Source organism: Hymenobacter glacieicola, from assembly GCF_014640315.1.
Taxonomy (GTDB): domain Bacteria; phylum Bacteroidota; class Bacteroidia; order Cytophagales; family Hymenobacteraceae; genus Hymenobacter; species Hymenobacter glacieicola.
This window is the reverse complement of the sequence record NZ_BMGS01000003.1, coordinates 420,151-442,749: the sequence shown is the minus strand read 5'-3', so window position 1 is coordinate 442,749 and position 22,599 is coordinate 420,151. Positions and strand designations below refer to the sequence as shown.

Below are 22,599 nucleotides of genomic sequence, written 5' to 3'. Positions count from 1 at the left end.
GCCACTACAACATCAAACGCACCATTTCACCATCTGACACCTTCACCCGTAAGAGCCACCAGCCGGGCCGGCGGTTGCGTGCTTACATGAAATACTTGAGGCGGATAACTTCCTTCTCATTGAGGAAGCGCCACTTGCCGCGGGGCAAGTCCTTTTTCGTGAGGCCCGCGTACTGCACTCGGTCCAGCGTTACCACGTCGTAGCCCAGGTGTTCGAAGATGCGGCGCACAATCCGGTTGCGGCCGATGTGAATTTCCACGCCCACGAAATGGGGGTTGCCAGCTACTACGGCCACATCGTCTACCTCAGCTTTGCCGTCTTCCAGCTCCAAGCCTTCCGCAATCTGCCGCAGGTGCTCTTCCGTCAGAGGCTTGTCCAGCTCTACCTGGTAGATCTTCTTGTTGCGGTGAGAAGGGTGCGAGAGTTTCTGGGCTACTTCTCCGTCGTTGGTGAAGAGTAGCAGGCCGGTAGTGTTCCGGTCGAGGCGGCCCACCGGGAACACGCGCTCCTTGGAGGCACCCTTTACCAGTTCCATTACCGTACGGCGGCCCTCCGGGTCATCCGTAGTCGTGATGTAGTCCTTGGGCTTGTTGAGCAACACATACACCAGCTTCTCCCGGTTCAGGTTAGTCTTGCCGTACTGTACCGTGTCGGAGGGCTGCACCTTGTAACCCATTTCGGTTACTACCTGCCCATTGACCTTGATTTCGCCGGCGGCAATCAGAGAGTCAGCTTCGCGGCGCGAGCAAATGCCGGCGTTGGCAATGTAGCGGTTCAACCGCACCTCATCAGCCCCCAGGTCATCTTCTTCGCGCCGGCGCTTGTTGCCGCGGGATTTATCCTCTTCGTAAAACTTCAGGTTCTTGTAATCCGGAGCCTGGCCTTCTACCTCGCCGAATTTGCGCTTACCAGCCTGGTTGGGATTTGGCGTTTGCGCGCCGCGTCCCGTAAATTCATCGTGGGCACGCCTGGGACGCTCCTCGCGCGGCGAGCGGAAGCCTTCCGACCGCTCAGCACCAAAGGAACGGCCTTCGCGCTTGTCGCCGTTAAAGCTGCCGGGCCGGGCCGTGCGCTTCTCCCCGAAGCTGCCGCCCCCAAAACCACCTTCCCGACGCGCGGGCCGGTCGTTGCCAAAGTCGTTGTCGCGGCGGGCGGGCCGCTCGTTGCGGCGGTCATTGTTCCCCCGGCTGTCTGCCCTCCCCTCGCTGCGGTCAGCAGGCAGGTCCTCAGGGCGGCCACGGTAATCGAAGGGGCGCGCTGCCCGCACTTCCCGCTCGCCACCAAAGCCAGCGCGGTCCGCGTCGGGGCGGGTTTCGCGCGGCCGGAAGTTCTCGGGCCGGGGCTGATCCTGCTCGTTGGGGTTTTGCTTGACAAACCGGCGGTTCCGCTCGCCGGGCATGCCGCGGGGTACGGTGGGCTTACCGTCTTGGCTGTAGGGCTGGCCGCCCCAGGATTTCTTGGGCTCGAAGGGCCGAACCGGCCGCTCGTCGCGGCGCTCCTCCCCGCCAAAGCCACCGGGCCGGCGGCTGTCACCCTCGAAGCGACGGTTGTTGCCACCGAAGTCACGGCCGCCACTGCGCTGCCCAAATCCGCCGGGCCGGCCTTCGCCGCCGCGGGTAAAGCCACCGCCGCCGTTTCCGAATTTCTTGGGGCCACCCGCGTTACTGGTGCCAAACTTTTTGGGCCCCGTGAAGCTACCCTCAGCCGGCCGGCCGAAGGAAGGACGGTCAGTCCCGCGGGCCTCATCTCGCCCGCCAAAACGGGGAGCATCGCCAGCGCCCCGGTCGTCGCGGCCGCGGCCGGGCTGGGTGAATTTGCGGAAGCCCTCAGGGCCGTTGGAGTTGCCGGTAGGGCGGCCAGTGGAGCGGCCACGGCGGCCGGGCGTATCGCCGGAGAAGTGTTTCTTGCCCATATGGAAGAAGCGTGCGTGCCGTATCGCTACGGTACAGTAGAAAAATCAGATAGAGAACGTATGAAGCCAGTAACCACTGGCTTCTGAAAACAGTGCCCGGACCAGCAACTCAGCTCCGCGCAAGCGGATGCCGGTCACGAGTCCGGGCAGCAGGTAGGCGGGCAGCGAGGCTAGTCGCGGCGGGCCATTTTGGCTTCAATGGAATGCTGCGTGTGGGGCACGGCGCGCAGGCGCTCCTTGGGAATCAGCTTGCCAGTACCAATGCAGACCCCGTAGGTGCCATTCTTGATGCGGATCAGCGCATTCTCGAGTTGCTGGATGAACTTCATCTGGCGCGAGGCCAGCTGGTTCAGACTTTCCTTCTCAGCCGTATCTGCCCCGTCTTCCAGCACCTTCGAAGAAGAAGCCGTGTTGTCGGTGCCCGTGTCGTTTTTACGGCTCAGGGTTTCCTTGATGAACGCCACTTCCTTGCGGGCCGCGGTGAGCTTATCTTGGATGATTTGCTCAAACTCCGCCAGTTCTTCCCTGGAATAGCGTAGGGGTTCTTCACTCATGTTGGTGCAGGGAGAGGTTAGTAAGAATGATGTGTAGCTAGATTGGCCGCCGCAGATGCAACCGACTAGCAGTTACGCCCCAACAGATGCCTGTGCGAATAAGTTTACCTTCTCGCCTACCCGGAACTGCCTGGCCTTCCTGCTAGCCCCGGAAGCATCCCGTTGGCCAAGCATATGTGGGCGCAAAGCTACGGTTTTGTCCGCTAATCAGCATGCTACCCTACGGGTTGCCCCCAGCCCACGTTATCGGCCACAAGTAAGCTCAGCGGTTGCGTGAACCTAAAAGCCGAGCATGTGAATGGCCGCCACGGCACCCTCCACTCCTTTGTTGCCGTGCTGCCCGCCGGCCCGGTCCCAGGCCTGCTCCAGCGTGTTGGTAGTTACCAGCCCGAAGATGACGGGCTTATTGAACTTCAGGCCCACGTTGGTGATGCCACTGGCCACGGCGTGGCAGATGTAGTCATCGTGTTTGGTTTCGCCCTTGATGACCACCCCCAGGCAAATCACGGCGTCAATTTCCTCGTGCTGGGCCAGCAGCTGGGCGCCCAGGGTCAGCTCGAAGCTACCCGGTACCGTATTGCGGAAGATGTTCTCGGGCTTAGCGCCGTGCTTAATCAGCGTATCATAGGCACCCCGGGCCAGGGTGTCGGTAATTTCCCGGTTCCATTCGGCCACCACCAGCCCGAAGCGCTTCTCGGAAATGTCAATGAAGTTATCGGAGGTATAGTCGCTCAGGTTTTTCAGGGAGGTAGCCATGGGCCAGAAGTGCGGTTGAGGTAAAAAACGAATGGTAGGCAAAGGTACGATACCCACCCGCTTTGCCGGCTGGTAAGTTTCCCTAGAGTTGCCTGGGGCGCAGCTACCCGCTGAAAACAAAAAAGGACGGGCTAGCCCGTCCTTTTTTGTTGCGTAGAAAACTATAGCTATTTACCAGCCAGTGCCTCGGCGCGGGCTTTGTACTGCTTGGCCTCGTTAGCCTCGGCAGCAGTAGGGTAGTCCGTCAAGATTTTGTCGTAGGCGGCAATTGCGCCGGCATTGTCCTTAGCCAGTTCCCGGGCCGTGGCTTCCTTCAGCAGGTAGCCGGGCGAGAACTGCTCATTGGCATTGTGGTTGGCGGCCTTGTTGTAAAAGTCGGCCGCTTCCTTGGCCTGATTCAATTCCAGGTGAGCATCACCTAGCAGGGAGTAGGCCCGGGCTTGTACCAGGTAGTCATCCGAGCTAAAGTCCTCGAGGTAATCAATGGCCTGCTTGTACTGGCCTTGCTTTAGCGCCGCTACTCCGGCGTAGAAGTTAGCCAAGTTGCCAGCAGCCGTGCCGCTGTACTCCGAGGCTACCCGCTCCAGACCGAGGTTCTTGCCGTCGCCCTTCATGGCTTTCTGCAGAGAGTCCGCTTCCCAGTAGTTTACCGCCTGGAACAGGGAGGCCTGCCCTTTGGTATCCTGAGAACCCCGCCACAGGTAGTAGCCAAAGCCACCGGCTACGGCCAGCACTACCAAGGCCAGCAGGCCCAGCAGTACGTTTTTGTTGCGGCGCAGGAAGTCTTCCGATTCGGCCAAACGGATGGCCAACGCATCGGGGTCTTCCAGCAGCGGGTGCTCCGGGTTGTATGCTTCCGCCGGCTGCAGCGGATCCGAGGACACGACGCGCTGCTGTTGCGGCTGGCGGGCCTGTTGGCTTTTACCTGTGAAAGGAATTTTTGACATGAGCGTTACTCAAAAAGGCGGCCCCGTTAAGGCCTGATAAACTCCCGCGCTACTAGTCGCGGATGTAGGGATAGTCCTGCTGCACGTACACATCCTTGTACAGCTCATCGGCCGTAGGATAGGGCGAGTTTTCCGCAAACTCCACCGACTCCTGCACCTGCGCCTTGATCTTCTCGTCGATAGCCGTTAGCTCCTCCTCTGTGCCCATGTTGTGGGTCAGGATGGTGTGGCGGACAGCTTCGATAGAGTCGCGGGAACGGTAATCCTCCAGCTCTTCTTTGGTGCGGTACTTGGCGGGGTCGCTCATGGAGTGACCCTTGTAACGGTAGGTCTTAAACTCCAGGAAGGTTGGGCCTTCTCCAGCGCGGGCACGCTCGGCAGCCCGGGCAACGGCGTTGTGCACGTCCTCTACGTTCATGGCATTCACCGGCTCGGAGGGCATGTCATAGCCTTCACCCAGGGTGTACAGTTCCGTCACGTTGGAGGTCCGCTGCACCGAGGTACCCATGGCATACCCGTTGTTTTCCACCACGAAGATGACGGGCAGTTTCCAGAGCATGGCCATGTTGAAGGCTTCGTGCAAAGCGCCCTGGCGCACGGCCCCGTCGCCCATGTAGCAAATGCAGAGGTTGCCTGTCTTGTTGTACTTCTCGGCAAAGGCAATGCCGGCCCCGAGCGGAACCTGACCGCCCACGATGCCGTGGCCGCCGATAAAGTTTACTTCCTTATCGAAGATGTGCATGGAGCCGCCTTTCCCCTTGGAGCAACCGGTAGCCTTCGCAAACAATTCAGCCATGATGGCGTTGGGCGAGGTGCCCAGGGCCAGCGGGTGGGCGTGGTCCCGGTAAGCAGTAATCCACTTATCACCCTTAGTCAGGGCCGACACGGCACCGGCTACGCACGCTTCCTGCCCGATGTAGAGGTGGCAGAAACCTTTAATCTTTTGCTGACCATACAGCTGGCCGGCCTTTTCTTCAAACTTACGCATGAGCTGCATTTGCTCATACCACTGCAGGTAGGTCTCCTTTGGGAATTCCGGCTGGGCCGGAGTAGTTGCTTTAGGAGCACCGGTAGCTGCTGCGGCCTCGCTATTTGCGGGGGGCAACACTGGATCGGGCTGCTTTACCGTATCGGTAGCAGCCTTGCCTTTGGGGGCAGCTTTCGGGGCCGACGATTTGTTCGTCGAATTGGAAGCCTTGGGGGCAGCCTTTACTTTCGTCTCCGCCATCTTGCTTTCGGTTGTTCGCGTTTGGGATGCGAAAGTACGTAAAAGGATTGCAATTCCGAACCCTACGCATGATACTCGAAAGCCTCCACTTACTGTTTTTCAAAAACTACGAAGAAGCCAACTTAGGCCTCTCGCCCCACATCAACTGTTTCGTGGGTGACAACGGAAGTGGTAAGACGAATCTGCTGGATGCCATTCACTACCTCTCCTTAACCAAGAGTGCTTTTACTAGCTCCGATGCCCACAGCATCAACCAGGGTGCTGAGTTCTTTGTGGTGAAAGGCCGGTTCCGTACAGAACCAGGAGAGAAGTCCGAAACCATTCAGTGCAGTTTGCGCCAGGGTCAGAAGAAAACCCTCACCCACGACAAGCAGCCCTACGAGCGAATCTCGGATCACATCGGCCGCTACCCAGTTGTGCTGATTTCTCCTTATGATACCGACCTTATCCGGCAGGGTAGTGAGGAGCGCCGCAAGTACTTCGATAGCCTCATCTCCCAGCTCGACCACGAATACCTGGAGCACTTGATCCGCTACACTCACCTGCTCAAGCAACGCAACTCCTTGCTTAAGTTGGCAGCGGATCGTCAGGCCGGTTATGACCGGGACTACCTCTTGGTACTGGATGAGCAGTTGGCGCCGATTGGGGAACAGTTGGTAAAACGGAGGCAAGAGTTCTTGGCCGAGTTCGAGCCGGTGTTTCAGCGCCACTACGAGCAACTTGCCGATGCCCGGGAACAGGTGACCCTGGCGTATAAGAGCGAATTACCTAACTCCGATTTTCTAAAGCTGCTTCGCCTGAATGAGCGCAAGGACCTCTTATTGCAACGCACCAGTGCAGGCCCCCACCGCGACGATGTGACCTTTCTTATGGATGAGCTGGCGGTAAAAGGTTACGGCTCGCAGGGTCAGCAAAAATCCTTCGCCATAGCTCTGAAGCTAGCCCAATTTGAAGTGCTGGCCCAGCACAAGCAGCACAAGCCGTTGCTGCTACTCGATGATATTTTTGATCGGCTTGATGAAAAGCGTATTACCCGGCTGATGCAGTTAGTAGCCAATCACACCTTCGGGCAAATCTTTCTAACCGATACACACCTAGAGCGAACTGACCGGGTTTTGGCTACCCTCTCTGATGATATCCGCCGGTTTCGGGTTGAATCTGGCACTGTTACGCCGCTTTAGCAGCAGGGCCGTAGTACCTTTGAAAAGAGCAACAACAAGCTGCTCCTTCGCGCGTTAAGAAATACAATGGCTTTCAAAAAACCTTTCCCCTCCGAAAATTCCCGCAAGTCTGACATCGTCCCGCTGAAGGATGGTATTACGGCGTTGCTGCGCGCTTATCGGTTGCAGGGAAAGCTCAATGAGGTGACAGTCGTTGCTAGCTGGGAGCGGGTCATGGGCAAGGCAATTGCTATGAAAACCCAGGAGGTCTATGTTAGCAACCACAAGCTTTTTGTGCGCTTAACTTCGGCTCCGCTCAAGCACGAACTCATTATGGCCAAGACCCGGGTTCTAGAGAATTTGAATGCCGAGGTTGGAGAAGACATTATTAAGGAAGTAGTATTCCTGTAGCAGGAGGCCTCTCGCCTTGTGCAGTACCCAACCCCACTACAGGTTGGCAAAGTTTTGGCGGCGCGGCACTTGGCTTTATTGACTATACCTCCTCCCCTACTCCTACGATATCATCGTTCACTTAGTACCCCAGCTGGCACCGCTCCCGCTACAGGAGGTGCAACTGCTGCTCAGCGGCAAGTACCGAGCGGGCATTATTGAACTCGCGGCTGTACTGTTCCTTGAACTCCCGTCGTTTGATGGCTTCCAGGAAACGACGGGTATCCTCGCTGGTCTCCAATATTAGGCTGGGCACTGTGGTTGGCTTCCCGGCATCGTCTTTGGTTACCCTAGTGAAGTAGCAGGTGTTGGTGTAGTTGACACTACCATTCCGAACGTCTTCGGCAATTACCTTGATGCCGACCAGCAGGGAGGTTCGGCCTACGTAGTTTACGGAAGCCAGCAAGGAAACCAACTCACCTACCTCCACCCGCTGCAGAAAGTTTACCCCATCCACGCTCACCGTAACGTAGTAGTTACCGGCGTGCTTTGAGGCGGCGGCGTAGGCTACTTTGTCTGTTAGCGAGAGCAGAATACCACCGTGAATGGTGCCGCCAAAACTGGTATAAGAAGGAATCATCAACTCCGTTAGCGTTACTCGGGAATAAGGCACTGAACGGTATTCCGGCAGGGTGTTGGGGATTATAACTATTGGTGAAATATGACGGCGGATTTAGCCCGCAAAGTAGCGCCACTCTGTACGGCGGCGACTTTAACAATTCGAGCTTCCCTTACCTCCTTCTACCGTTCCTACCTAGCAGCCCAGACTACTATCCGCTTGTCTTTGCTCGTTCCGCCGATTACCCTCTCCCTTCGGTTACTCCTACCCATTGACATGGCTTAGTAACAGGCAAGACCACTGTTAAGCGAACAAATATGTTTCACGTGGAACGTTTTTGTCACTTTGGGCCATACACCTTCAATAAAAGCTCATTGTAAGCTTCTAATAAGGCGATATACTTCTGCTGAAGCGCCAGAAGCTGTTTTCCCAAGTCAGGCTCTGTTACAGTAAGAGGCACGTTACGAGGTGTTACAACTTTATCCGGCACAGATGCAACATTACTTGAAACACTTGGTGTTACAAAAAGAAAAGCAGATTGTTGTGTGACTGTAAAGTCTTGAGAAAAGTCGTGAGATATTATATCACCCACTCGCTTTACAAAAGCGTAATCAAGTGTCTCTTCTTTGAATTTGCGGTATATGGTCGGACGTGTAATACCCAGTTCGTCCACTATTCGCGTGATTGATATTCCGCTGTTTTTGATGGCTTCCTGCAGTATTTCGCCCTGATGTGGCATAGAATGACGGGTGACAAAAGATGGGTCTGTAAATATAACATAGTGTCACATGTACACAATACAATGGCTACAATTATGATTCACAGCAAATCAATATTACACGTGTATCACTGTAATATAGGTACAATGATACACTTTACAAAGGTAGCCGTGTTACAGAAATTAATGTAACATATATAACAAGGGGCTGAACACGTAACAGGTACACACTATTAGAATGCATTGTGTCCTAAACAACCTGTATTCCTTGCCAGTTGATGCGTTACTGCCTAAAGCCTTTCTGGAGCAGCTGAACAGGCTATCGTACAGTGTTCCGCAGGGCCAATAGCCGGTCCGGATAGTCAGTAGTAATTCCCGTGGGTTGGTAGGCCAGAATGCTGCGTAAATCGGTGGGCTCATTCACAGTCCAGGGCACCAATTCAATGTGCAGTTGGCGCAGTTCAGCCACTAGCTGCGGAGTCAGCAAGTGGAAGTTGGGGCCATAAACAGAGGGCATAAAACCTAACTCCGCCAAGTGAGTTGACAAGGACTTCTCATCCTCTACCAACAGGCACAAAGGCACGCCTGGGACTACCTGCCGGGCAGCCTGTAGAACACGCTTGTCAAAGCACAGCAGCGTGGTGCGGGCCAGCAGGGATAAGGCGTGTAGTTCGAGCAAGACCAGCTCTAAAAAGCGTGAGGGCGCCGGGTGATATAAGCCGTCGTCTTCGGGGGTACTTTTGAGCTCAATGCTGAAGCGTACCGGCCAGCGGCCGAGCTGATACGCAAGCTTATCGAGGGCCTCCACTACCTCGCGCAGTAGCGGCTTGCTGGCAGGCTCGGGTACCTGTTCAGGGTAGTACGGATGCCGGGTTAGGCCACAGTCGTACTGCCGGATGGCGGTGTAAGGCAGCTGATATAAGTTATGTTGCTTCTGCTGTTCGCTTAAGATTGGCTGGCCCACTGGAGTACGACAAATAGCAGCCGACATCCAGGGCTCATGTGATACGACTACCTGGTTATCGGCCGAGATGACCACGTCCATTTCTACCACATCAACTCCCAACGTTAGGGCGTGTAGGAAGGCAGGAATAGTATTTTCTGGTCGCAAACCACGGCAACCACGGTGCCCGTGCACTTCAGGGAAAGGCGTAGTAGCCATACATATTAAGAGTAGGAGGTGGAGTACAGAGCTACAATGAGAAGCAGGCAGCCCAGATGAGCACGCCAAAACCGGGCAAAATCCTTCTATTTTTACCCGTGTACGGCTTTTCCCCCTCTACCTCTTCACTTATGAAAAAAACCATCCTGAGCCTGCTTCTCATTGGCTTGGCAATTGGCGCCTACCTCTACTACAAAAACCTAACGACGGGCCCTGAATACTCGCTGCTGCAGGCCGCAAAGGCGGTGCAAGACCACGACCCGGCGGCTTTTGAGCGCTACGTAGACGTGAGCAGCGTGACTAGCAACCTGGTTGACCAGGTTACGGCGCAAAGCTCGGTTCTGGGAATGCTGAACCCGGGAGGACTGGCTATGAAAGGAGCTCTGCGCCTGCTAAAGCCCCAGCTGGCACAGGCAGCTCGCCAGGAAGTGCAGCGCTACGTTGAGACGGGTTCAGTAGAAGCCGCAGCGGCGGCGCCTAAACCAATGGGCGTATCAGTGCTAGGCGTGGTGGGCAAGGTAGTAGGCCCTGACAGCAGGTTTAAGGGGGTGAAGTACACCCACGAGGAGGGCGAGCAGGCGCTGGTGGGCCTGGAGTTTACGCAACCTCGCTACGATACTACCCTCGTGCTAGAAGTAAAAATGCGTGACCAGGGCGACTATTGGCAGGCTACGGAAATTACGAATACAGGTGATATTCTGAAGCAAGTAGCGCGCCTGGAAAAGCAGCGGCTAGTCGGCAAGTAAGACAGTAGCTTACGCAACTACCTTCCACGAAAAAGCCCCGACACTCAGTGAGTGTAGGGGCTTTTTCGTGGAAGGTAATTACCCACTATTTGTCTTTGCCGAACAGCAGGAAGGCTAGTGAGCCAAGGAAGGGGAAGAAGAAGATGATCAGACCCCACACGATTTTCTTACCGATTGACCACGGCTGCTGGAACAACTTGAACAAGGCATATACGGCCAGAATCAAGTGAATAACGCCAGCCGTAGTCAAGGAGCCGTCAGCATTACGAGTGCGGCCGCAGCTGCTCAACGCAAATGACATCAGGAAGGCCAGAATACCGGTCAGGGTGAAGGAACGGTTGCTGGTGAGTGAGGAAACAAGCTTATTCATGGTGCAGGGAGTGTGTAGAATGGTAGAGAGTATGTCGTTCTGTACGCACATCACCTGAAATGGATATTATCAGGCAAGCATTATATTGCTAAATATCTTATAATCAATTACTTAATTAATAAACTCCCGAATCTTGTCAAAGAACAGCGGCCCAACTTTTGGTATCAGAATGAGAGTCAGTACGATACCGTACAGCGCCCCGTAAAAGTGGGCGTCGTGGTTGATGTTGTCGCCCCGGCGGCGGCCCATGTAGTAGGAGTAAGCCAGGTATAGAAAGCCGAAAATGAAGCCTGGAATGGCCACGGGAATCGGGAAAATTCGGATACCGGCGGTAGGGTTGAACAGAATAGCCGAAAACACAACGGAAGCAACGCCCCCCGAAGCCCCAAGGCTGCGGTAGTTGGGGTCGTCGCGGTGGCGCAGGTAGGTAGGCACATCCGACAGCACAATGCCGCCTAAGTACAGCAGCAGAAAGTACAGCAGGCCGGTCGTGGGTCCGAAGACGCCGAAAAATACGGTTTCTACTATCTGGCTAAAGGAGTAGAACGCCAGCATATTGAACAGCAAGTGCCCAAAGTCGGCGTGCAGAAACCCCGAGGTAATAAAGCGGTAGTAGTCGTTGTTGCGCTTTACGCGGTAGGGTTCCAGAATCCAGCTATCCAGAAAGGCCGGATTCGACCAAGCGTAAAGAGAGATGCCCGCCGTCAGCACGGTCAGGATTAGGGTAGGAGACAATTCCATACGGGTTGAAAGAAGGGCAGAAAGAAGTGGTGGGGCTATTGCTCCCGCTCCATGAGTTGCAAGGCCAACTGGCGAAGGGGATTTTTACGCGTTTCGGGGGCCGCTACGCGCTCCAAGTGCTGCAAAGCATCCAGGAAGTAGTCATTGATGAGAGCCTCCGTCTGAGGGCGAATTTCGAGCTCGTCGTAGATGGTCCGTACGGCTTGCACCTTGGCGTCGGCACTAGCCACGGGCTGACCGATGTGCTGGGCCAGGGTAGCCCGCTGCGCTTCGCTGGCCTGGGCCTGGGCCGTGAGCAGGAGGTAGGTTTTTTTGTCGCTGAGAATGTCGCCGCCCACACGCTTGCCGAAGGTGGCCGCGTCGCCGTACACATCCAGCAGGTCGTCGCGGAGCTGAAAGGCTACCCCGATGCCCACGCCGAACTGGCGCAGGTGGTCGGCATCCTGGCGGGAAGCGCCGCCGAGCAGGGCGCCCAACTCCAGGGCAAAGCCCAGCAGCACGGCCGTCTTCAGCCGAATCATGTCTAGGTACTGCACGATGCTGACCTCGGTTTCCGTCTCGAAGTTCATGTCCCACTGCTGGCCCTCGCACACCTCGGCGGCCGTTTGGGAGAAGCGGCGCAGCACGTGGGGCAGCAGCGCGGCGGGCACATCGAGGAAGAGTTCGTAGGCCCGCACCAGCATCACGTCGCCGCTCAAAATGGCCACGTTGGGGTTCCATTTCTCGTGCACCGTGGCCTGGCCCCGGCGCAGGGGCGCCTGGTCCATCAGGTCGTCGTGCAGGAGGGTGAAGTTGTGGAAGACCTCCGTAGCCAGGGCAGGCTTTAGAGCGGGCTCCAGTTCATCGGTAAAGAGTTGGGCCCCGAGCAAGGTCAGCAGGGGCCGAATGCGCTTGCCCCCGAGGGCCATGATGTAGCGAATAGGCTCGTAGAGGGCCGTGGGCTGCTCGCCGTATTGCAGAGGTGCCAGGGCAGAATTGATGCGGTCAGTGAGTTGGGACAGATCCACGGAATGGGGTAAAAGTTCGGATGGGAAAGGTACGGAAGATGAGGTGATGGGGTCGTGGAGTGAAAGGTGATGAGGTGATGAGGTGAAAGGTTGTCATTCCGAGCCCCGCGAGGAATCTCGCGTGCTGACGTTGGAATTACCACCACAACGTCAGCACGCGAGACTCCTCGCGGGGCTCGGAATGACAACCTTTTGGGTTTCGGAGTTAAATACGGGTGGGAGGCAAACCCATAAAAAAAGTCTGTCATCCTGAGCAAAGCGAAGGACCTTATTACGCAGGAACAGCTGCCGCATTCACGGCTGGTTCCTGCGTAATAAGGTCCTTCGCTTTGCTCAGGATGACAGACCCGATATTCTCAGGTTTATTTTACCGGCGGCGCTTGTTCTCGCCGCCGGGGCGGCCGCCTTTGCCACCTTTACTACCACTGCCGCTCCGCTCGGGGCGGTAGCCGCGGCGGCTTTCCCGACCGGCGTCGCGCTCCTCCCGCTCGCGGTTTTTCACGGCATCGGGGCGGTTGTCCACCAGCTCGAAGTCGATGGTGCGGTCCAGCAGGTTGGCGGCCTTCACTACCACCTGCAGCTCGTCGCCGAACTGGATGATGCGCTTGCTACGCTGGCCTACTAGGCGGTAGTTGTCTTTGTCCAGCTCGAAGAAGTCGCCAGGAATGTCCGCCACGCGTACCATGCCCTCGCACTTGTTCTCCTCGATTTCGACGTAGAGGCCCCACTCCGTCAGGCCCGACACCACGCCGGTGAACGTGTCGCCGATGCGGTCCTGCAGGAACTCTACTTGCTTGTATTTGATGCTAGCGCGCTCGGCATTGGCGGCCAGCTTTTCGCGCTCCGAAGAGTGCTTGCACTCTTCCTCAATGGCCTCCACCTCCACGTTCTTGCCGCCCTCGAGGTAGTGCTCCAGCAGGCGGTGGGCCATCATGTCGGGGTAACGACGGATGGGTGAGGTGAAGTGCGAATAGTGCTCGAAAGCCAGGCCGAAGTGCCCGCGCGGATCGGTGGTGTAGGTAGCCTTGGCCATGGTCCGGATGGCCAGCGTCTGGATGACGTTTTGCTCCGGGCGGCCCACTACCTCACTGCTCAAATCGTTTAGTTCCGTGCTCAGCTTCTTCGGGTTCGAGAGGTCGAGCTGGTGGCCGAACTTCTGGGCGAAGAGGGCAAAGTTGGCCAGGCGCTCCTCATCGGGGGCGTCGTGTACGCGGTATACCATCGTGAAGCGGGGCTTCCGATTTTTGAGCTTGAACACGAACTCGGCCACCTTGCGGTTGGCTAGCAGCATGAACTCCTCAATCATCTTGTGGGCATCCTTGCGCTCCTTCACGTACACGCCCAGCGGCTTGCCTTGCTCATCCAGCTTGAACTTCACCTCCTGGGTTTCGAAGCTGATGGCGCCCTGCTTGAAGCGGGCGGCACACAGCTTCTTGGCAATGTCGTTCATCAGCTGAATCTCGGCGGTGTAGTCCGCGTCCAGCCCTTCAATGCGCTCCTGCGCCTCTTCATAAGCAAAGCGGCGGTCTGAGTGGATGATGGTTTTGCCAAACCAGGAGTTGTAGAGCTTGCCCTTCTCATCGAGCTCAAACACGGCCGAGAAGGTCAGTTTGTCTTCGTGGGGGCGCAGGGAGCAGAGGCCGTTGCTGAGGCGCTCGGGTAGCATGGGAATCACGCGGTCCACGAGGTAGACGGAGGTAGCGCGGTAGCGGGCCTCCTTTTCCAGGGCCATGCCGGGGCGTACGTAGTGGGTCACGTCGGCAATGTGCACCCCAATTTCCCAGTGCCCGTTTTCGAGCTGCTGAATGCTGAGGGCATCGTCGAAGTCTTTGGCATCAACCGGGTCGATGGTGAAGGTGGTGATGTGGCGGAAGTCGCGGCGGCGCTCAATCTCGCTCTGCGGAATCTCCAGCGGAATGCTTTCCGACTCTTCTTCTACCTCAGCCGGGAACTCAAACGGCAGTCCGAACTCCGCCATGATGGCGTTGATTTCGGCCTCGTTTTCGCCGGCCTTACCGAAGCTGCGTACCACCTGACCCACGGGCAACTGGCCGGCATCGTTCTCCGGAAACTCGGCAATGCGCACCAGCACCTTTTCGCCGTGGTTGGCGCCGTTCAGGTTCTCGAAAGGCACGAACACGTCGAAATAAATCTTGCGGTTGTCAGCCTTCACAAAGCCGATGCCGCCCTGCAGGTGCAGGCGCCCCACCAGCTCCGGACGCACCCGGTTTACGACCTCCACCACGTCGCCGACGGGGCGGCCGTCGCGGGAGCCACGCAGGCGCAGGCGCACCGTGTCGCCGTGCATGGCAAACTTGAGTCGGTCGGTGAACACGCGCACATCCTGCTCGCTTTCTTCTGAGATGACGAAAGCGTACTTGTCGGTAGCTAAGGCCACAGTGCCGGTGATGGTTTCACTGCCACCCTGGTCGTGCCGGCCGCGGCGGGGAGTAGTCGGGTCATCGGCATTAGGGAAGTCGAAGCCCGCCTCCCGCCGACGGTGCACCACGGGGTCTTGGCCAAACTCAGCTTCCACGGGGCGGCCGCCCCCGCGGGTCATGCCGGCGAAGGGTTCCCGCTCGTTGCGGCGCGTTTTGCGGCCGCTGGCGGGCTCCGTAGCAGCTTGGGCAGCGGCGGCATCGGTCAGGCGGTAGTCGTCGTTCTGCAGCAGCGTGAGCAGGCCGCTTTTCTTGAGGCTTTTCAGGTGTTCAAAAATGTCTTCGCGCTGCTCTTTGGTCGTCACGCCGAGGCGGCGGGAGAGCTGGCGGTAGGAGAATACTTTGCCCGGGTTGTCGCGGAAAACGCGAAACACCAAGTCCTTGGAAATGGAAGCCACAGCGGCGTCGCTACGGCGGGCTGCCTTCGCGCGAGGGGCGCGGGGGGCGGCGGATTCATCTTTTTCTTTCATGTAGAAAAGGGGCCGCCAGTGGTTGTCTTTTTCGCAGGCGGCGGGGTTGAATGAGTGGGAAACTGGTAGTACTACGAGGTTTCCCGGGGTAAAGTAATCCAGCCCGGAATCGGGCTTCGAAAAGATGATACGGAATATATTGGGGAATAACTATTTCTAGTCGAAAAAGGGAGGTTACGCTTGGGTTGCGGCCGTGGCTAGGGCGCTAGCGCGTGAAGGAAGAATTGCCGCCCGTCATTCCGAGCGTGCGAGGAATCTCGCGTGTTAACATCGGGAGTTACTTGTTGCAACGTCAGCACGCGAGATGCTTAGCTACGCCTCTGCATGACAGGCGGCAACTTACGTCAGCTGCCTTACGACGTTTAGCGAGGTAGATTAGTTTCCGGCTGCTGTGTTGCCACCATCCCAAGTACCTAACTCGATAGGTACCCACGTCGGATTCAGCGTAGCAATCAGCTGCTCCTTCTTTGCTCGGCTCCATCCTTTGATTTCCTTCTCGCGGGCTATAGCCTGCTGGGCATCGGGCAACATTTCAAAATACACGAGTAGGTTGCACTGATACCGACCCGTAAAGCGTCCCGCTTCGCCTAGCCCTTGGCTGTGCTCATACAAGCGCCGCTCCAGGTCGTTGGTTACGCCGGTGTAGAGGACGGTACGAGTTGGGTTAGTTAGCAGATAGACGTACACAGAGCTGATGAATAATTGGCTAGGGTGTGTGCACAGTAACTTAACAGGCCGTCATGCTTCGCTGCGCTCTGCATGACGGCCTGTTAAGTTACTGTGCACACACCCTAGCAGGAATAACAATAGGGGCAGAATGTCATGCAGAAGCGGAGCCGAAGCATCTCGCGTGCTGACATTGCTAGACTAACCAGACAATGCACGCGAGATGCTTCGGCTCCGCTTCTGCATGACAGTTACTCTCGAAGGTTACTCCCCAACGTCAGCCAAGTAGGAGGCCCCACATGCTCGGAATAACAGACGAGGGCATCACTACCTACTTCCCTCCTACGCCCTACCTGCCACGGCGGCGCGGATGTCGGCGGGCTCGTCTTTAGGAATGGCGGCCAGCAGCTGCCGGGTGTACTCGTGCTGGGGGTTGGCGTAGAGCTCGGCGGCGGGGCCGCTTTCCACAATCTGACCCTGGCGCATGACCAGCAGGCGGTCCGACATGAAGCGGGCTACGGAGAGGTCGTGGGTGATGAAGAGGTAGGTGATGCCGAACGCGCGCTTGAGGTCGTTGAGCAGGTTGAGCACCTGGGCCTGCACCGACACGTCGAGGGCCGACACGGACTCGTCGCAGATGATGCACTTGGGCTGCAGGGCCAGGGCCCGAGCAATGCAGATGCGCTGGCGCTGGCCGCCGCTAAACTCGTGGGGGTAGCGCTGGTAATGTTCCTCCTTCAGCCCCACGGTACGCAGCAGCTCCAGCACCCGGTCTTTCTGCTGCTGCTTCGTGCCGCCTACCCGGTGCACGCGCATGGGCTCCAGGATGGCCTCGCCCACGGTCATCATGGGGTTCAGAGCGGCGTAAGGGTCTTGGAACACCATCTGAAACTCCCGGCGCTTGCGGCGCAGCTCCTCGGCGGGCAGGGTGGCCAGGTCTACCCCTTCGAACAGGATGCTGCCCGAGGTGGGCTCCACCAGCCGCAGCAAGGTCCGGCCCAGCGTGGTTTTGCCGCAGCCCGACTCCCCCACCAGCCCCACCGTTTCGCCGGGGTAGATGTTGAAACTTACCCCATCCACGGCGCGCACATATTCCTTGTTCCGGTTGAAGAAGCCTTTCCGAATGGGGAAATGCACGTTCAGTTCTTTCACGCTTAACAGGGGTCCATCGGCTGTGGTCCGACTAATTCCCGCAGGGTTGGTCGCACCACTCTCGCTGCTGAGGTTACTGACGGCTGGGTTGCCTTCGTTCAACGAGAGTGGTTCTACCAACCCCTGCGGGGGATTGGTCGGACTACTTGCTTCTAGCAGCAATAGCTGCCCAGATTCCATGCTCGGGGCCACATCCAGCCCAAACTGTGGTTCCGAAGGGCGTGAAACAGAATGTTCCACGGGGAACGTTTTGGTGGTTTCAGAGCTATTTTGAGAGTTTAGCTTTTCTCCCTCACCATTTTCAGTAGCAAGCACTTGCGTTGAGCTATTTTCAGTAGCTATAAAGCCTCCATCCGCCGTTTCACGCATGAAATCGGCTACTACCGGTAATTTTTTCTTGCCAACCGAAAGTTTTGGCCGGCACGCCAGCAGCCCCTTGGTGTAGGGGTGCTGGGGGTTGGTGAAAATGTCCAGGACCGGGCCTTGCTCCACTACCCGGCCGCGGTACATCACTAGAATCCGGTCGGCTATTTCGGCCACTACCCCCAGGTCGTGGGTGATGAAGATGACGGCTGTGTGGTGCTGGCGGCGCAACTCGTCGATGAGGCGGAGCATTCGGGCCTGCACCGTCACGTCGAGGGCCGTGGTGGGCTCGTCGGCAATGAGGATGGCGGGGTTGCAAGCCATGGCCATGGCAATCATCACGCGCTGCTTCTGCCCCCCGCTGATTTCGTGGGGGTAGCTCGTGAAAATCTTCTCGGGGCGCGGCAGCTGGGCCATGGTGAACAGCTCCACGGTGCGGGCCTGGGCTTCTTTTGCCGTAAGCGTGGTGTGCAGGCGCAGGGCTTCCACTACCTGACTGCCGCAGGTGTACACGGGGTTCAGGGACGTCATCGGCTCCTGAAAAATCATGCTGATGTCGTTGCCCCGCACCTGCTGCAGCTGCTGATCGGTAAGCTGCAGCAAGTCTACCTCCCCTAGTGCCTCCGACTGAAACCGCGCCTCGCCGGATACAATCTGGCCGGGCGGTAGCGGAATCAGCCCCATCAAGGCCAGGGAAGTAACCGACTTGCCCGAGCCCGACTCGCCCACAATGGCCAGGGTTTCGCCCCGCCGCAAGTCGAAGGAAATGTCGGCCACGGCCCGCGTGTTGCCCCGGTGGCTCTGGAAGTCGATGGTCAGGTTGCGGACGGAGAGAATGGGCTGGGACACGGCGACGAAAGACGAGGCGGAAAAAAGTAAAGATAGGCAGGCCGGCAGTAGCTTGCCGCGGGCTTCTGGCGTATGCAGAAGTTGTCATTCCGAGCCGGGCCAGGAATCGGGGTCGGCCGCCAGGTAACCCGGGTTCGTGACCTCAGATTCCTGGCCCGGCTCGGAATGACAGCCCAATTCTCTACTTCTGACACCTTCAATCATTCTTTACCTCCTACCCTTATGCAGTATCGCACACTTGGTAAAACCGGCTTCAACGTCTCCGAAATCAGCCTGGGCACCTGGCAGGTAGGCGGCAAATGGGGCGACCCGTTCAGCCACGAAACCGCCGATTCCATCCTCAACGCCGCCGTTGACAGCGGAATTAATTTCATTGACACCGCCGATGTGTACGGCGACGGGGAAAGCGAAAAAGCCGTGGGCCGGCTGGTGCGCAGCCGCTCAGAGCGGGTGTACGTGGCCACCAAGTGCGGCCGCCAGCTGCAGCCCCACACCAACGAGGCCTACCAGCCCGCGGCCCTCCGCCAGTTTGTAGAAGCCAGCCTGCGCAACATGCAGCTCGAAACCCTGGATCTGATTCAGCTGCACTGCCCGCCCACGGAGGTGTACTACCGGCCTGAAATCTTTGAGCTGTTTGACCGGCTCAAGGAGGAAGGCAAGATTCTGAACCTGGGCGTGAGCGTGGAAAAGGTGGAAGAAGGCCTCAAGGCCCTCGCCTTCCCCAACGTCACCACCATTCAGCTTATCTTCAACATGTTCCGGCAGCGCCCCGCCGAGCTGCTGTTCCAGGAAGCCAAGCGCCACGACGTAGGCCTGATTGTGCGCGTACCGCTGGCCAGCGGCCTGCTCACCGGCAAGTTCTCGCCCCAGACCACCTTCTCCCCCGACGACCACCGCCAGTTCAACCGCGACGGCGCCGCCTTCGACAAAGGCGAAACCTTCTCGGGCGTAGACTACGAAACAGGCCTGGCCGCCGTGGAAGAGCTGAAAAAGGTGTTTCCCGATCAGCCCAACCTCGCTCCCGTGGCCCTGTGCTGGGTGCTCATGTTCGAGGAAGTAAGCTGCGTGATTCCCGGTGCCTCCCGCCCCGACCAGCTCACCTCTAATCTGCAAGCCGCCGAGCTACCCGCCCTGACTTCGGAGCAAATGCAGGCTGTGCGCGCCGTCTACGAGCAGCGCATCAAGCCGCTGGTGCATCAGGTGTGGTAGGAAGAACGGGTAGTCAAAGGGCCATTAAAACAGTCATGCAGAGCCTAAACCGAAGCGTCTCGCGGATTAAGGTTGCCAAATTACCGGTCATGCAGAGCCGGAGGCGAAGCATCTCGCGTGCTGACGTTGTGGTAGCAACTCAGAAGTCAGCCGAGCGAGATGCTTCGCCTCCGGCTCTGCATGACGGTGTAGTTTAAGATACGTGTATCTGCTCGGCTACTAACCAAAAGGCCCGCCGGAGCAATTCCGGCGGGCCTTTTGGCTCTGTGAGTAGTGGTTCTTAGGCAAGCTCCGAGGCTTCGGCGTCGCGGCGGGCCTGGGCAGCGGCGGCATCATCGGCGGCTACGGGGTGGGCTTCCTCCAGATGCTGGCTGTAGAAGCGGTTCTGGAAAAGTAAGATCAGCACGACCCCGATAAAGATGCAGGAGTCGGCAATGTTGAAGATGGGGAAGTCGGGGATGATTTCTCCACCTACAAAGGGCCAGGAAGCTGGAAAAAATCCGTCCGGGAAGTCCACAAACAGCATGTCTATCACTTGCCCGTGCAGCCAGGGGGTAGGCGCATTAAAGGGCGCATTGTTGTAGAGGACGCCGTAGAAGATGGAATCAACCAGGTTGCCAATGGCCCCGCCCAGAATCATACTGATGCAGATGAGCAAGCCGCTGGGCGCGTGCTGCTTCCAAAGGCGGTAGATGTAGTAGCTAATGCCCGTAACGGCTACCAAGCGAAACAGCGTGAGAATAACCTTGCCGTAGGGCGCCGGCAACTCCACCCCGAAGGCCATGCCCGGGTTCAGCGTGTAGTGCAGCTTAAACCAGTCGCCGAACACGGGCACTTCGCCGGGCATCCCCATGGGCATGTAGCGGTGCACCGCCCATTTCGAGAGCTGATCGATGACGATGACCAGCAGCGCCACGAGGTAGTATTTCCAATACTTCATAAGTACAAAGTGACGCAGAATTTTTGACTTTCTAGTGCAGCGTCTCGTGGCAGCTTCCACCCCGCCAGTATATATCTGAAAGAGCTTTTGTGCCGATTTAAACCCGATTTCAGAGGATTTGTACGACGTTATGCCAAACACCCTTCGAAAAGGTCGATCTACTGGAGGCAATTTTTTCCTGGCAGCCTCAGCGCGCACCCTCGCTGCTAGCACGCGGGTTCTAATGCCAGCGCGTGGCCGGGCTACCGGCGGGAAGGAGCAGCGGGTTTCATGCTTCCTGGCAGGAACGAAGAAGGCGCTTTAGTTAAGTGTAAGCTTTAGTTATATATTTCCATATCCACTACCTCCATCTGTATCCTTATGTCGACTATTCATTTTGGCGGCCCTTGCGCTACCGTAACCCGTTTACTTCTAGTAGGTACGCTAGGCTTGGGGGCCTGCGCCGCCCCGCATCCGCTCACCCGCAGCAACGAGCAGCAGCGCACCATGACGACGACCGTTTATAACCGTCAGCTCAACACCTGCCTGCTGCTCAACGGGGACTACGATATAAACTTACGGCCCCGCAACAAGCCGGATGAGGTGACGAAAGCGCGGCTAAAACAGCTCGGCTTTTCCCGCCGTCAATCAGCCGTGCTGTTTACAGGCCAAACCAACCTAGCGCCCACGTATCGGCTGCGCGGGCTGCGGGTAGCCGGCAGCCCCGACTGGCGCGCCCTGGGGTTCCAGGAGAATGGGGCGGGCCGCTACCAGCACACGGGCACCGCCGGCCCCGATTTGCTGATGGAATACGCCGCGTCCCTACCCGACCAGCAAGGCTGGCTCTACCTCGTTGCCACCGACGAAGCCAGCTCGCGCCCCGGCACCTCCATCAAGGACCGCAGCAGAGAAATGGACGCGGAGTTCGTGACGTTCACGTTTCCTTCGGTGCAGCCGGGCCGCTGGCCGCGAGTAGTGTCGCCGGTGCGGCTGGCCAATGATGCCTTTCTGAACCGGCCTAACGGTGACTACCTGGCCCCGCTTTCGGCCCTGGCCCAGAGCCGCCACGCCCCCGCCGACCCTTCCCTGGATGGTACGCTGCGCTACGCCCTGCTGCAGTACCACACCCTGGCCGGCAACGCCGATTCGGTAGCCTATTTTCAGGACTTGGATAACATCCGGTTGCCCGCTTCGCCACCGCTGGCCAGCCCAACTAGGCCCCGCCGCGCTACGCCGGATACGTTGGTAAGCGTGGCGGCGGTACCGGAAATTCTGCGCCACACGGCCCCAGCCCGGGCGGTATGGCTGGACGAATCACCTATCCAGCCCCAGCATCGGGCCCTGGCGGCGGCCCTGCTGCCGGGCCTCTACCAGCAAGGGTTCCGCTACCTAGCCCTGGAGACGCTACACGATTCGGCGGCGAGTACGTTGAGCCCGTTGCCGCTACAGGCGGGCACGGAAACCCGGGAAGCTACCTTCGCCAACCTAGTGCGCACGGCCCGCCGGCTGGGCTTCACGCTGATTGCCTATAACACCCGCCCAAACGTTGTCAATCCGGAGCTGGCGCAGGCCACCGCCCTGCACGCTGCCCTGCGCCCCGATGCCCAGGCCCGGGTGCTGATTTACGGCGGCAACATGATGAGCAAACGGCTGGCGAAGAAAGGCCAGCCCCCCGCTACATCACTGCCCGAGCAGTTCACCGAGCTGACGGGTTGGCCAGTGCTGCGCATCAACCAGTCACGGTTGTCCAACGAACCGCTCAACACGCTGCCAGCCACTGCACCCGGCACGGCCGAGGTGGTGTACCGGCTGCAACGGGGCCAGCGCCGCGCGCTGTATCCGGGAGCGGAACTCGTCGTGCGCAACAATTTCACGCCCCAGCAGCTGCCGTTGCCCTACGCCGACGCTAGCGAAGCCCGCCCGGCCTCCCTGGACCTCCGCCCCTACAAACCCAGCGCCGCCACCGGCCGCCGGATGCTGCAGCTATACCTGCAGCAGGAGCTGGGCATCCGGGAGGACATAGCGCCCATTTATACCCACGAAATACGGCCCTCAGACGAGGTTCTGTCACTACGCCTGGTTCCGGGCCGCTACGTCTACCGCGTGCTGTCAGAGAAGCTGAAAGAGGAAGTTCGGCAGGAACTGGTAGTGAGGTAGGGCTTATATCGTTATTAGGAACGTCATGCTGAGCGCAGCCGAAGCATCTCTCCCGCTTCGTTGAGT

The 22,599-nt window shown here is 58.1% G+C and carries 20 protein-coding genes; 5 read left to right on the top strand and 15 right to left on the bottom strand.

The window, feature by feature from the left end; genetic code table 11:
• Positions 1 to 82: 82 nt before the first annotated feature.
• From IEW18_RS07750 to pdhA, 5 genes are all read right to left on the bottom strand, one after another.
• Positions 83 to 1,912, bottom strand: a complete 1,830-nt coding sequence (locus IEW18_RS07750) for a pseudouridine synthase (RefSeq protein WP_229728638.1) — start codon at positions 1,910 to 1,912, stop codon at positions 83 to 85.
• 170 nt (positions 1,913 to 2,082) lie between these two features.
• Positions 2,083 to 2,466 (bottom strand): TraR/DksA family transcriptional regulator, encoded by a 384-nt coding sequence (locus IEW18_RS07745; RefSeq protein ID WP_188557257.1) that lies wholly within the window; start codon positions 2,464 to 2,466, stop codon positions 2,083 to 2,085.
• Between the two features lie 279 nt (positions 2,467 to 2,745).
• The gene (gene ribH / locus IEW18_RS07740; RefSeq protein WP_188557256.1) at positions 2,746 to 3,222 is read right to left on the bottom strand and encodes a 6,7-dimethyl-8-ribityllumazine synthase; all 477 of its coding nucleotides are present in this window, start codon (positions 3,220 to 3,222) and stop codon (positions 2,746 to 2,748) included.
• Between the two features lie 167 nt (positions 3,223 to 3,389).
• The gene (locus tag IEW18_RS07735; protein WP_188557255.1) at positions 3,390 to 4,169 is read right to left on the bottom strand and encodes a tetratricopeptide repeat protein; all 780 of its coding nucleotides are present in this window, start codon (positions 4,167 to 4,169) and stop codon (positions 3,390 to 3,392) included.
• Positions 4,170 to 4,221: 52 nt separating this feature from the next.
• Positions 4,222 to 5,397 (bottom strand): pyruvate dehydrogenase (acetyl-transferring) E1 component subunit alpha, encoded by a 1,176-nt coding sequence (gene pdhA / locus IEW18_RS07730; protein WP_188557254.1) that lies wholly within the window; start codon positions 5,395 to 5,397, stop codon positions 4,222 to 4,224.
• 68 nt (positions 5,398 to 5,465) lie between these two features.
• Between pdhA and recF the strand changes: the two genes are divergently transcribed.
• The gene (recF, locus tag IEW18_RS07725; protein WP_188557253.1) at positions 5,466 to 6,578 is read left to right on the top strand and encodes a DNA replication/repair protein RecF; all 1,113 of its coding nucleotides are present in this window, start codon (positions 5,466 to 5,468) and stop codon (positions 6,576 to 6,578) included.
• Positions 6,579 to 6,644: 66 nt separating this feature from the next.
• Complete coding sequence (locus tag IEW18_RS07720) at positions 6,645 to 6,968, top strand: DciA family protein (RefSeq protein WP_188557252.1); 324 nt, start codon at positions 6,645 to 6,647, stop codon at positions 6,966 to 6,968.
• A gap of 148 nt (positions 6,969 to 7,116) precedes the next feature.
• Here IEW18_RS07720 and IEW18_RS07715 read toward each other — a convergent pair whose 3' ends face one another.
• The 3 genes from IEW18_RS07715 to IEW18_RS07705 all read right to left on the bottom strand — a co-directional run bounded on the left by IEW18_RS07715 (position 7,117) and on the right by IEW18_RS07705 (position 9,446).
• Positions 7,117 to 7,587 carry an acyl-CoA thioesterase gene (locus IEW18_RS07715; RefSeq protein WP_188557251.1) on the bottom strand — a complete coding sequence of 157 codons (471 nt, stop codon included), beginning with the start codon at positions 7,585 to 7,587 and terminating at the stop codon, positions 7,117 to 7,119.
• A 319-nt stretch (positions 7,588 to 7,906) separates the two neighbouring features.
• The gene (locus IEW18_RS07710) at positions 7,907 to 8,305 is read right to left on the bottom strand and encodes a helix-turn-helix domain-containing protein (RefSeq protein WP_188557250.1); all 399 of its coding nucleotides are present in this window, start codon (positions 8,303 to 8,305) and stop codon (positions 7,907 to 7,909) included.
• A 298-nt stretch (positions 8,306 to 8,603) separates the two neighbouring features.
• Entirely contained in the window at positions 8,604 to 9,446 is an 843-nt protein-coding gene (locus IEW18_RS07705) for a glycerophosphodiester phosphodiesterase family protein (protein ID WP_188557249.1), read from the bottom strand.
• A gap of 131 nt (positions 9,447 to 9,577) precedes the next feature.
• On the opposite strand from IEW18_RS07705, the gene IEW18_RS07700 reads away from it, so the two are divergent.
• The gene (locus IEW18_RS07700) at positions 9,578 to 10,192 is read left to right on the top strand and encodes a DUF2939 domain-containing protein (protein WP_188557248.1); all 615 of its coding nucleotides are present in this window, start codon (positions 9,578 to 9,580) and stop codon (positions 10,190 to 10,192) included.
• An 85-nt stretch (positions 10,193 to 10,277) separates the two neighbouring features.
• Here IEW18_RS07700 and IEW18_RS07695 read toward each other — a convergent pair whose 3' ends face one another.
• The 6 genes from IEW18_RS07695 to IEW18_RS07670 all read right to left on the bottom strand — a co-directional run bounded on the left by IEW18_RS07695 (position 10,278) and on the right by IEW18_RS07670 (position 18,248).
• On the bottom strand, positions 10,278 to 10,562 hold the full coding sequence (locus IEW18_RS07695; RefSeq protein ID WP_188557247.1) for a PLD nuclease N-terminal domain-containing protein: 285 nt from the start codon (positions 10,560 to 10,562) through the stop codon (positions 10,278 to 10,280).
• 111 nt (positions 10,563 to 10,673) lie between these two features.
• Positions 10,674 to 11,303 (bottom strand): rhomboid family intramembrane serine protease, encoded by a 630-nt coding sequence (locus tag IEW18_RS07690; RefSeq protein ID WP_308428045.1) that lies wholly within the window; start codon positions 11,301 to 11,303, stop codon positions 10,674 to 10,676.
• A gap of 35 nt (positions 11,304 to 11,338) precedes the next feature.
• On the bottom strand, positions 11,339 to 12,310 hold the full coding sequence (locus IEW18_RS07685; RefSeq protein ID WP_188557246.1) for a polyprenyl synthetase family protein: 972 nt from the start codon (positions 12,308 to 12,310) through the stop codon (positions 11,339 to 11,341).
• A gap of 367 nt (positions 12,311 to 12,677) precedes the next feature.
• Entirely contained in the window at positions 12,678 to 15,218 is a 2,541-nt protein-coding gene (rnr, locus tag IEW18_RS07680; protein WP_188557245.1) for a ribonuclease R, read from the bottom strand.
• A gap of 375 nt (positions 15,219 to 15,593) precedes the next feature.
• A complete protein-coding gene (locus IEW18_RS07675; protein WP_308428044.1) occupies positions 15,594 to 15,905 on the bottom strand; it encodes a GIY-YIG nuclease family protein in 312 nt (103 codons plus the stop codon).
• Positions 15,906 to 16,226: 321 nt separating this feature from the next.
• Positions 16,227 to 18,248 (bottom strand): ABC transporter ATP-binding protein, encoded by a 2,022-nt coding sequence (locus tag IEW18_RS07670; protein ID WP_188557244.1) that lies wholly within the window; start codon positions 18,246 to 18,248, stop codon positions 16,227 to 16,229.
• Between the two features lie 222 nt (positions 18,249 to 18,470).
• On the opposite strand from IEW18_RS07670, the gene IEW18_RS07665 reads away from it, so the two are divergent.
• On the top strand, positions 18,471 to 19,457 hold the full coding sequence (locus IEW18_RS07665; RefSeq protein WP_188557243.1) for an aldo/keto reductase: 987 nt from the start codon (positions 18,471 to 18,473) through the stop codon (positions 19,455 to 19,457).
• A 280-nt stretch (positions 19,458 to 19,737) separates the two neighbouring features.
• On the opposite strand, the gene IEW18_RS07660 is transcribed toward IEW18_RS07665, so the two are convergent.
• Positions 19,738 to 20,397, bottom strand: coding sequence for a lipoprotein signal peptidase (locus tag IEW18_RS07660; RefSeq protein WP_188557242.1), 660 nt, complete (start codon positions 20,395 to 20,397; stop codon positions 19,738 to 19,740).
• A 360-nt stretch (positions 20,398 to 20,757) separates the two neighbouring features.
• Here IEW18_RS07660 and IEW18_RS07655 point away from each other — a divergent pair, with 360 nt between their 5' ends.
• Positions 20,758 to 22,533, top strand: a complete 1,776-nt coding sequence (locus tag IEW18_RS07655) for a hypothetical protein (protein ID WP_188557241.1) — start codon at positions 20,758 to 20,760, stop codon at positions 22,531 to 22,533.
• The last annotated feature ends 66 nt before the right edge of the window (positions 22,534 to 22,599 follow it).

Coding starts and splice junctions, on each gene's coding strand:
- IEW18_RS07750 (WP_229728638.1), bottom strand. CDS start 1,912: ATGGGCAAGAAACACTTCTCCGGCGATACGCCCGGCCGCCGTGGCCGC.
- IEW18_RS07745 (WP_188557257.1), bottom strand. CDS start 2,466: ATGAGTGAAGAACCCCTACGCTATTCCAGGGAAGAACTGGCGGAGTTT.
- ribH (WP_188557256.1), bottom strand. CDS start 3,222: ATGGCTACCTCCCTGAAAAACCTGAGCGACTATACCTCCGATAACTTC.
- IEW18_RS07735 (WP_188557255.1), bottom strand. CDS start 4,169: ATGTCAAAAATTCCTTTCACAGGTAAAAGCCAACAGGCCCGCCAGCCG.
- pdhA (WP_188557254.1), bottom strand. CDS start 5,397: ATGGCGGAGACGAAAGTAAAGGCTGCCCCCAAGGCTTCCAATTCGACG.
- recF (WP_188557253.1), top strand. CDS start 5,466: ATGATACTCGAAAGCCTCCACTTACTGTTTTTCAAAAACTACGAAGAA.
- IEW18_RS07720 (WP_188557252.1), top strand. CDS start 6,645: ATGGCTTTCAAAAAACCTTTCCCCTCCGAAAATTCCCGCAAGTCTGAC.
- IEW18_RS07715 (WP_188557251.1), bottom strand. CDS start 7,587: ATGATTCCTTCTTATACCAGTTTTGGCGGCACCATTCACGGTGGTATT.
- IEW18_RS07710 (WP_188557250.1), bottom strand. CDS start 8,305: ATGCCACATCAGGGCGAAATACTGCAGGAAGCCATCAAAAACAGCGGA.
- IEW18_RS07705 (WP_188557249.1), bottom strand. CDS start 9,446: ATGGCTACTACGCCTTTCCCTGAAGTGCACGGGCACCGTGGTTGCCGT.
- IEW18_RS07700 (WP_188557248.1), top strand. CDS start 9,578: ATGAAAAAAACCATCCTGAGCCTGCTTCTCATTGGCTTGGCAATTGGC.
- IEW18_RS07695 (WP_188557247.1), bottom strand. CDS start 10,562: ATGAATAAGCTTGTTTCCTCACTCACCAGCAACCGTTCCTTCACCCTG.
- IEW18_RS07690 (WP_308428045.1), bottom strand. CDS start 11,303: ATGGAATTGTCTCCTACCCTAATCCTGACCGTGCTGACGGCGGGCATC.
- rnr (WP_188557245.1), bottom strand. CDS start 15,218: ATGAAAGAAAAAGATGAATCCGCCGCCCCCCGCGCCCCTCGCGCGAAG.
- IEW18_RS07665 (WP_188557243.1), top strand. CDS start 18,471: ATGCAGTATCGCACACTTGGTAAAACCGGCTTCAACGTCTCCGAAATC.
- IEW18_RS07660 (WP_188557242.1), bottom strand. CDS start 20,397: ATGAAGTATTGGAAATACTACCTCGTGGCGCTGCTGGTCATCGTCATC.
- IEW18_RS07655 (WP_188557241.1), top strand. CDS start 20,758: ATGTCGACTATTCATTTTGGCGGCCCTTGCGCTACCGTAACCCGTTTA.